This is a genomic window from Pseudomonas sp. yb_9, from assembly GCF_043103635.1.
Lineage (GTDB): Bacteria > Pseudomonadota > Gammaproteobacteria > Pseudomonadales > Pseudomonadaceae > Aquipseudomonas > Aquipseudomonas monteilii.
In genome coordinates, this window is the sequence record NZ_JBICKA010000054.1 from 1 (window position 1) to 8,145 (window position 8,145).

The window sequence follows — 8,145 nt, forward strand, 5'->3', positions numbered from 1 at the left end:
CTACATCACTCAATGACTTTCAGCCGCCGCTCGATATGTCGCCGCTCCGGCTCCTGTCGGGTCAAGGCCAGCGCCTGGCGCCACGCCGCTCGCGCCGCCTCCACCTGCCCCAACTGGTAGTGCAACTCCGCCCGTGCCACATGCGCCAGGTGATAGTCCAGCAGCTCCCCCCGCTCCAGAATCCCCTCGACCGCCCGCAAGCCAACCTCCGGCCCATCCCGCTTCGCCAGCGCCACCGCCCGGTTCAGCTCCACCACGGCTGACGGCCAATGCCGCTGCAACACGTCATAAAGCCCGACAATCTCCGCCCAGTCCGTCTGCGCTGCCGTCGATGCTTCGGCATGCACCGCAGCAATCGCCGCCTGCACGGTATAGGCCCCGAACGCGCGGCTTTGCAGCGCCTGGCGCACCAGCTCGCAGCCTTCGTCAATGCGTTGCCGGTCCCACAGGCTGCGGTCTTGCTGCTCCAGCACCACCAGGTTGCCCTGGGCATCGGTTCGCGCCTGCTGCCGCGACGCCTGCAGCAACATCAAGGCCAGCAAGCCGACCGCCTCCGGGTCGGGCAGCAACTGCACCAACAGCCGCGCCAGGCGGATGGCTTCATCGCTCAGGTCCTGCTGCAACAGCGCCTCACCCGATGACGCCGAATAGCCCTCGTTGAAAACCAGATAGATAACCCGCAACACGCTCTCCAGTCGTTCGGGCAGTTCGTTCAGCTCTGGCACCTGGTACGGAATGCCGGCATCACGGATCTTGGCTTTGGCGCGGACGATGCGCTGGGCAATGGTGGCCGGGCTTTGCAGGAAGGCGCGGGCAATCTGTTCAGTGGTCAGGTCGCAGACTTCGCGCAGGGTCAGCGGTACCTGAGCATCGGCGGACAGTGCCGGGTGGCAGCAGGTGAAGATCAGCCGCAGGCGGTCATCGGCCAGCAACTCTTCTTCGCTGGGGTCCTGTGCCTGCCCGTCGAGCAGCATGCTCAGGTCGGCTTGGGAGCGGTTAAAACGGGCGCGCCGGCGCAGCGCATCGATGGCCTTGAAGCGCCCGGTGGAAACCAGCCACGCCCTTGGGTTTTCAGGAATGCCGTCGCGCTGCCAACGCTCGACGGCGATGAAGAAGGCATCATGCATGGCCTCCTCGGCCAGGTCGAAATCACCCAGCAAGCGGATCAACGTTGCCAAAATGCGCCGCGACTCCCGCCGGTACACCGCCTCGACTTCGGCGCGCACTTGGGCCAGTGCCGCCATCAGTCGGGCATCCGCTGGGTCACCACCTCCACCAGGCGGTCCAGGCTTTCTCCCCAGCCCTGGTGAAAGCCCATCTCCTCATGGGCCCGGCAGTCGGCGGCATTCCAGTGCCAGGCGCGGGCGGTGTAGCGGGTTTTGCCTTGCTCCTCGTCAAAGCTGATCACGGCGGTCATGAAGGCCTTGTTCGAGGGCACCCAGCCGGGGCCGAAGGCATCGGTGAACACCAGCCGCCGTGGTGCGGCAATGTCCAGAAACACACCCTGGTTCGGGTACTCGCTGCCATCCGGCGCGCGCATCAGGGTGCGGAACAGGCCGCCGGCCCACAACTGCATCTCGCACTCCGGGGTGGTCATGCCGTGCGGCCCCCACCACTGCATCAGCCACTGGGGCTCGGTCCAGGCGCGGAACACCTTGGCCGGGGGCGCATCGATCAAGCGGCTGATGGACAACTCGTGTTGGGCAGGTGCAGGTTGGGCAAGGCTCATTATTGTTGTGCTCCTTTGCTGTCAGGGTTGCAGTTGGCGCACGGGCCTTACCTCGACGCTACCGACCCGTGCGGCAGGAATACCCTTGGCGATGTTCAGCGCCTCGTTCAAGTCGCGGGCCTCCACCAGGTAAAAACCCGCCAGTTGCTCTTTGGTTTCGGCGAACGGGCCGTCGGTCAGGCTCATGTGCCCGTTGCGCACGCGTACCGTGGTGGCGGTCTGCACAGGCTTCAGCGCCTCGGCCGCCAGCATTCGCCCGGAGCCCTGGATGGCTTCGGCATACGCCATGCACTCGGCGTCTTCCGGGCTGTCGGGCAGGCTGTGCAGCAGCCCCTCGTCACAATAGACCAGGCACAGGTATTTCATGGTCGCCTCCAGGGTATTGGCAAAGTGCGTTTGGCGATAACGGCTCAGGGCTTGAGATCGAACAGGGCTTTCTGGGTTTCCATGTCGAACGGCGCCGACCAGTGCTCATGGATCACCTGCCACTGGCCACCCTGACGACGATAGCCCACGGTGGCACGCATGAAGCCGCACTGGCTTTCGTCATCGCCCGGCCCGCAGCGGTTCAGCCAGTGGGCCAGGGCCAGGTCGCCAGCGGCGTGTACGGTGAGTTCGGCCAGTTCGAAGACCATGGGGCCGGTGCACATGCCCATGCACATTTCCCAGTGCGCGGTGTAGGCAGCCTTGCCCTTGAATTGCAGGGCCTGGATGGCATCGAAGGCGACGATGTCATCGGCATAGGGGGCGGTGATGTTGGGGATGTCGCGATCGCGCACGGCCTGCATCCAGCGCTCGATCAGTTGGCGAATCTCGGTTTCGGCTGCGGTGCTCATCGGGGTTCCTCCGACAGGTCATGGGGGGCACGGTGGTGCCTTCACCTATGGTCGAACGGAGAGCGGAGGAATCGACAGGTGTTGGAAATTTTCTGTCGAGCAGAGGCTTTATAGTCCGTAGGAGCGGGCGTCCCCGCGATCCATCTACCGAGGTGGATGGCACCGGCTGCGCAGGTGTTCGCGGCTAAAGCCGCTCCTACAGGGATCGCTTCAGCTTCAACCTTGCTGACAACCCTCACCCATGGCCCGGTACTGGATGGTATGCACCTGACCTTGGTGGTCTTCATAGGTCATCGTGGCAGGTACCACTTCGCAGACATTGGGGATGGTCGACAGGTTGATCACCCGTTTGATGTCCAGGTTCATGGAGTAGTCGTACTGCTGGGCCACAGGCTGGCTGGAGACGGGGGTGGCCTCATCGGCGAGGGCGAACGAGGACATACCGACCAATGCAAGAATCAGTAATGGTTTCATGTGGATTTGCCTTTTGAGCATTCACGCTGATCGATTGACTTCTATTGCCGTGAACGGCGCGGAGAAGTTGCCATCTACGGTGAAGATGGCACGAAGTACCGATCCCGCTTCGTACTGCCAGGGGGGATGTGTAAAAGTCTACTCCCGCTTGGCAATAGTTGAACCCCGCAGTCGGATATTCACCCTTGCCGGATTTGCAACAATCTGCGTCAAATTGGCCGCAAACCATCAAGCCATAGCCTCTGGCCAGCTTTCAGGGCAGGACTCGCCATTTCATTAAAATATCTTCACTGCTCGACGCTTTCGGAGACAGAACGCCGGCTGCTAGACCATTTTTACCGTCAGCACGGCTCGCGCATGCGTGCTGCGAGCGATGCGCAACTGTGGGTGGCGAGGGCGCCGGGTATCATTGCAGGCTTGAGCCTGAGCCCTGTGGGCGATGGCTATTGGCTGACCGGGTTGTTCGTCGACCCGCAACAGCGCAACAAGGGGATGGCCGGACGCTTGATCGAAGCGGCGCTGGAGCAGGCCAATGGCCCAACCTGGCTGTTCTGCCACCCGGACCTGGTGCCCTTCTATCAGCGCCTGGGTTTCCACATGGCCGGGCAACTGCCCGAAAGCCTGGCAAGCCGCCTGCTGCGCTACCAGCGCAGCAAACGCCTGGTAGCGCTGGAGCGGGCTCAGTCGTCGCTGACGTCGAGCCCCGGGAACAGCACCTCGGTGTAACCGAACTTGGCGAAGTCCTGAATGCGTGACGGGTAAAGCCGCCCGATCAGGTGATCGCACTCGTGCTGCACCACCCTTGCATGGAAGCCGTCGGCAAAGCGGTTGATCGGGTTGCCCTGGGGGTCGACCCCTTCGTAGCAGATGTGCTTGAAGCGCGGCACCACGCCGCGCAGGCCAGGCACCGACAGGCAGCCTTCCCAGCCGTCCTCGACCTCGGTGGAGGTCGGTGTGATGACCGGGTTGAGCAAAATGGTCTGCGGCACCGCTTCGGCATCCGGGTAACGTTCGCTGCGCTCGAAGCCGAAGATCACCAACTGCAGGTCGACGCCAATCTGCGGCGCGGCCAGGCCGACACCGCCCACATGCCGCATGGTTTCGAACATGTCGTCGATCAGTTGCTGCAGTTCGGCCGTGCCGAACAGGTGCTCGGGCACGGGCGGGGCGATGCGTAGCAGGCGTTCATCACCCATTTTAAGAATGTCGCGGATCATCTGGTGTTCGGCTCGACAGTATCGGACGCGTTCGGGTTGGGGTGCTCGTGGCCCAGCACCGTCAAGGTTTCCTTGGGCTTTTCGCCGTTGAAATCTTTTTCGCCCGGGTTCTTGCCTTCGGCTGACATGTGCTCGATCACCGCATTCATTTCGGCGCCCAACAGCAATACGGCAGCCGAGATATAGAAATACAGCAACAGCACGATGATTGCACCAATGCTGCCGTACATGGCGTTGTAGTCGGCAAAGGTTTTCACGTAGTAGGCAAAGCCCAGCGAGGCCACGATCCACACCACCACCGCCAGCACCGAGCCGGGTGTGATGAAGCGAAACTTCTGTTTCACGTCGGGCATCACGTAGTAGATCACCGCCACGGCCACCATCAGCAGGATGATGATCGCCGGCCAGCGCAGGATGGTCCACAGCGTTACGATGAACTCCTGCATGCCCACCTGTGAGGCAATCCACTCCATCACCTGCGGCCCCAGCACCATCAGCGCCGCCGCCACCAGCAGCATGCCGGCCAGGCCCACGGTGTAAATGATGGAAAGCGGTATGCGCTTCCATACCGGTCGCCCTTCGGGCACGTCGTAGGCGGCGTTCATGGCGCTCATCATCAGGCGCACGCCCGCCGACGCGGTCCACAGGGCAATCACGATACCCACTGACAGCAGCCCGCCCTTGGACTGCTGGAGCTGGTCGATTACCGGGTTAACCTGCTCCAGTGCCTGGGGCGGCAGCACCAGCTCGGTTTGCAGGCGCAGCCAGGAGAAGAAATCTGGCAGGTGCAGGAAACCGATCAGGGCAATCAGGAACAGCAAGAAGGGGAACAGCGAAAACAAGGCTTGGTAAGCCAGCGCGGAGGCATAGGTGGACATCTCGTCGTCGAGGAATTCCTTGACGGTGCGTACCAGCACGCGGTGCAGGGGCAGACCGCGCAGGTCGGGGAAAATCATAGCGTCTCCTTTCGCCGCTTGATCATTACAACAAACAAGTCTAATAGACCATGCGGTTGCTGTGCTGCTCCCGGCCGTGCTGGAAGAATTTGCTTACGTAAATACCAGCCTGTTCGCGCAGGTCAGACGCGAACAGGCTGGGTCAGCCCGCTTCAGATCAAGGCTTCTTCACCGCATCCTTCACATTGCCCTTGATCTGCTGCGCCTCGCCTTTCAGCTCCTGCGCCTTGCCTTCGGCCCGCAACTTGTCGTTGTCGGTCACCTTGCCGACGCCCTGCTTGATGTTGCCGATCGCTTCGTTGGCCAGGCCTTTCGCTTTGTCTGTAGTACCGCTCATGGCAAAACTCCTGCAATGGGAGACACGTGAACCGTGTCGACAGTCGGTGGACCCAACGCCCTCGCCAGGAGTTTCAACGGATTTGTAACGCGTGCGCCAAGCGGTAAAAATACTGGCGAATACCGCACCGAATCGGCCCTGCGCCCGCGCGATGCCATCAGCCCTGCCCGGCCAGTTCGGCACCCACGTGCGCAGCACCACCCGCCCTGGGCTGGCGGTGCGCGATACCCAAGGCGTGCATTTGAGCGGCGTGGAGGTGCACAACTTCTGCCGCGTCAGCCCCAACGCAAAGGTCTTCATCAAACCTTGCCCCGCCCAGTGCCACCCCTCACAATGCAGGCCTTCATAGCGTCAACCCGCAGGAACCTGCATGAAACTCGACAAACCCGCCGCCATCGCCCGGCGCAACGAAGCACTGGCCAAACCGGTGCTGAACAGCAACAACACGCTGTTCGCCATCCTGGACAACAAACGCAACCTGTGGTGGTTCGAAGTACCCGTGAAGCTGCTGGGCAAAGGCCAGGCCGACTGGGTCAACCTGCTGTTGCACACGCCAGAAAGCGATGAGCTGCAGCACCTGAAGGTGCCCACCAATTTCCTCAAGGCTCACCTGGAGCAGATGGAAGTGCGCAAGCCCGGCAAACGCCGCTCGACCATCAGCCTGGCCCTCAGCGCTGACCGCGACTCGCTGCTGCGCGACACCCGTCCGGGTGGCGAGCAGCTGGATTTTCGCAACTTCGTGCAGGCGTAAGGGCAGTCAGACCTTTTCGATACGGTCGTCATGGATGACGATCAGGCCCTGCTTGAACAACCCGCCAATGGCCTTCTTGAAGTTGCCTTTGCTGACGTTGAACAGCTTGCTGATCAGCGCCGGGTCGCTCTTGTCGCACACGCCCAACACCCCACCTTCAGCCTCCAGGCGTGCCATGATCTGCTCTTGCAGGCTGTCGGACAGGGCCGCGCCCACTGGCTGCAGGCTGAGGGCGATCTTGCCGTCGTGGCGCACTTCCTTGATGAAGCCCTTCTCGTGCATGCCCGAACGCAGAAACTTGAACACCTCGTTCTTGTGAATCAGGCCCCAGTGGCGGTTGTTGATGATGGCCTTGAAGCCCATCGGCGTTTCACCGGCCACCAGCAGCTCGACCGGTTGCCCGACCTTGTAGTCAGCCGGTGTGACGTCGAGGTAGCGGTCCAGGCGTGAAGTCGCGGTGATGCGGCGGGTGCGCTTGTCGAGGTAGACGTGCACCACGCAGTAGTCGCCGATCTTCAGCGGCCGTGCCTCTTCCGAGTACGGCATCAGCAGGTCCTTGGACAGGCCCCAGTCCAGGAAGATGCCGGCACCGTTGATGTCCTTGACCTTGAGGCTGGCGAATTCGCCGACCTGCACCTTGGGCTTTTCGGTGGTGGCGATCAGCTGGTCTTCGCTGTCCAGGTAGATGAACACGTTCAGCCAGTCATCGACTTCGGTTTCGGCGTTTTTCGGGATGTAGCGCCCGGGCAGCAGGATCTCGCCGTCGGCACCGCCGTCCAGGTACAGGCCGAAGTCCACGTGCTTCACGATTTGCAAACTGTTGTAACGCCCAAGCAGAGCCATTTCTGATGATCCTCAAGACAAGGGGGCTATTCTACACCTGAAGCCATCACACCGTCCGACCGCTGATGCAGTGGAACCGTCCGTGCTCCCTGCGTCTACGATCTGGCCCGATTCGGGAAGGAACAGCACATGCCTGCACGCCTGTCCAAAGCCCTGCTTGTCGCTATCGGCTTCGCCCTGGCCCTGGCCGCCTGCAGCCGTATCGACCTGGCCTACCGCAACCTCGATCGCCTGGTGCCGTGGTCGCTGGGCGATTACCTGGACATGAACCGCGAGCAGAAAGCCATGCTCGACGACCGATTGCGCGAGCACCTGGCCTGGCATTGCAAGACCCAGCTGCCCGGTTACCTCGACTGGCTGGACCGGGTACGCGGCATGGTCGCTGACGACCAGGTGACCGACCAAGCCCTGCAGCAACGTACCCATGAGGCCCGCGAGGCGATTGGCCGGGTGGCAGAAGCCATCACCCCGTCGGCCACTGAACTGCTGCGTGGCATGAGCGACATCCAAGTGGCGGAAATGCGTGATGCCTTTCGCGACGACATCAGCGAGCGGCAGAAGCAGTATGTGGATACACCGCTGGCCAAACAGATCGCCCGCCGTACCGAGCGCATGGAAAAACGCCTGACGCCATGGCTGGGGGAACTGACGCCGGTGCAGAAGCAGCGGGTGCAGGCCTGGTCGCAGGCGCTGGGTGACCATAACCGCGAATGGATCGCCAACCGCGCCCACTGGCAGCAGCAATTGCTGCTGGCGATGAACCAGCGCAATGACGCCAGTTTCGAGCCGCGGCTGGCGACGTTGCTGCAGCGCAAGGAGAGTTTGTGGACGCCGGCGTATCGTGCGGCGTTTCAGAATACCGAGCGGCAGGCCCGGAGCTTACTGGTGGACCTGGTGCAGCAGAGCACGCCGCAACAGCGGCGGTTTTTGCAGGATAGGTTGGGCAAGGTGCGGACGGATTTCAGTGAGTTGAAGTGTTTGAGGGGATAATTGTGCTTTGCA

At 62.1% G+C, this 8,145-nt stretch carries 12 protein-coding genes; 3 read left to right on the top strand and 9 right to left on the bottom strand.

What is annotated here, in order from left to right:
* Positions 1 to 5: 5 nt before the first annotated feature.
* The 5 genes from ACF8MI_RS15830 to ACF8MI_RS15850 form a co-directional block, all read right to left on the bottom strand.
* Positions 6 to 1,244 carry an RNA polymerase sigma factor gene (locus tag ACF8MI_RS15830; RefSeq protein WP_060498693.1) on the bottom strand — a complete coding sequence of 413 codons (1,239 nt, stop codon included), beginning with the start codon at positions 1,242 to 1,244 and terminating at the stop codon, positions 6 to 8.
* Positions 1,244 to 1,729 (bottom strand): SRPBCC family protein, encoded by a 486-nt coding sequence (locus ACF8MI_RS15835; protein WP_104835365.1) that lies wholly within the window; start codon positions 1,727 to 1,729, stop codon positions 1,244 to 1,246. The genes ACF8MI_RS15830 and ACF8MI_RS15835 overlap by 1 nt, the downstream gene beginning before the upstream one ends.
* Positions 1,730 to 1,750: 21 nt before the next feature.
* Entirely contained in the window at positions 1,751 to 2,095 is a 345-nt protein-coding gene (locus ACF8MI_RS15840; protein ID WP_016711912.1) for a YciI family protein, read from the bottom strand.
* Between the two features lie 44 nt (positions 2,096 to 2,139).
* Positions 2,140 to 2,565 carry a nuclear transport factor 2 family protein gene (locus tag ACF8MI_RS15845; RefSeq protein ID WP_104835366.1) on the bottom strand — a complete coding sequence of 142 codons (426 nt, stop codon included), beginning with the start codon at positions 2,563 to 2,565 and terminating at the stop codon, positions 2,140 to 2,142.
* A gap of 216 nt (positions 2,566 to 2,781) precedes the next feature.
* Positions 2,782 to 3,039, bottom strand: coding sequence for a DUF2790 domain-containing protein (locus ACF8MI_RS15850; RefSeq protein WP_016711914.1), 258 nt, complete (start codon positions 3,037 to 3,039; stop codon positions 2,782 to 2,784).
* Positions 3,040 to 3,396: 357 nt separating this feature from the next.
* On the opposite strand from ACF8MI_RS15850, the gene ACF8MI_RS15855 reads away from it, so the two are divergent.
* Positions 3,397 to 3,765, top strand: coding sequence for a GNAT family N-acetyltransferase (locus tag ACF8MI_RS15855; protein ID WP_060498690.1), 369 nt, complete (start codon positions 3,397 to 3,399; stop codon positions 3,763 to 3,765).
* Here ACF8MI_RS15855 and def read toward each other — a convergent pair.
* The 3 genes from def to ACF8MI_RS15870 form a co-directional block, all read right to left on the bottom strand.
* On the bottom strand, positions 3,720 to 4,256 hold the full coding sequence (gene def, locus ACF8MI_RS15860) for a peptide deformylase (RefSeq protein ID WP_016711916.1): 537 nt from the start codon (positions 4,254 to 4,256) through the stop codon (positions 3,720 to 3,722). The genes ACF8MI_RS15855 and def overlap by 46 nt on opposite strands.
* Entirely contained in the window at positions 4,253 to 5,212 is a 960-nt protein-coding gene (locus ACF8MI_RS15865) for a YihY/virulence factor BrkB family protein (RefSeq protein ID WP_060498689.1), read from the bottom strand. Before ACF8MI_RS15865 ends, def begins: the two co-directional genes overlap by 4 nt.
* A gap of 157 nt (positions 5,213 to 5,369) precedes the next feature.
* On the bottom strand, positions 5,370 to 5,549 hold the full coding sequence (locus ACF8MI_RS15870) for a CsbD family protein (RefSeq protein ID WP_060498688.1): 180 nt from the start codon (positions 5,547 to 5,549) through the stop codon (positions 5,370 to 5,372).
* Between the two features lie 370 nt (positions 5,550 to 5,919).
* Between ACF8MI_RS15870 and ACF8MI_RS15875 the strand changes: the two genes are divergently transcribed.
* Positions 5,920 to 6,300 carry a hypothetical protein gene (locus ACF8MI_RS15875; RefSeq protein WP_060498687.1) on the top strand — a complete coding sequence of 127 codons (381 nt, stop codon included), beginning with the start codon at positions 5,920 to 5,922 and terminating at the stop codon, positions 6,298 to 6,300.
* A 6-nt stretch (positions 6,301 to 6,306) separates the two neighbouring features.
* On the opposite strand, the gene ACF8MI_RS15880 is transcribed toward ACF8MI_RS15875, so the two are convergent.
* Positions 6,307 to 7,143 carry a S1 RNA-binding domain-containing protein gene (locus ACF8MI_RS15880; protein ID WP_016711920.1) on the bottom strand — a complete coding sequence of 279 codons (837 nt, stop codon included), beginning with the start codon at positions 7,141 to 7,143 and terminating at the stop codon, positions 6,307 to 6,309.
* A 129-nt stretch (positions 7,144 to 7,272) separates the two neighbouring features.
* On the opposite strand from ACF8MI_RS15880, the gene ACF8MI_RS15885 reads away from it, so the two are divergent.
* On the top strand, positions 7,273 to 8,133 hold the full coding sequence (locus ACF8MI_RS15885) for a DUF6279 family lipoprotein (RefSeq protein ID WP_060498686.1): 861 nt from the start codon (positions 7,273 to 7,275) through the stop codon (positions 8,131 to 8,133).
* Positions 8,134 to 8,145 lie beyond the last annotated feature (12 nt).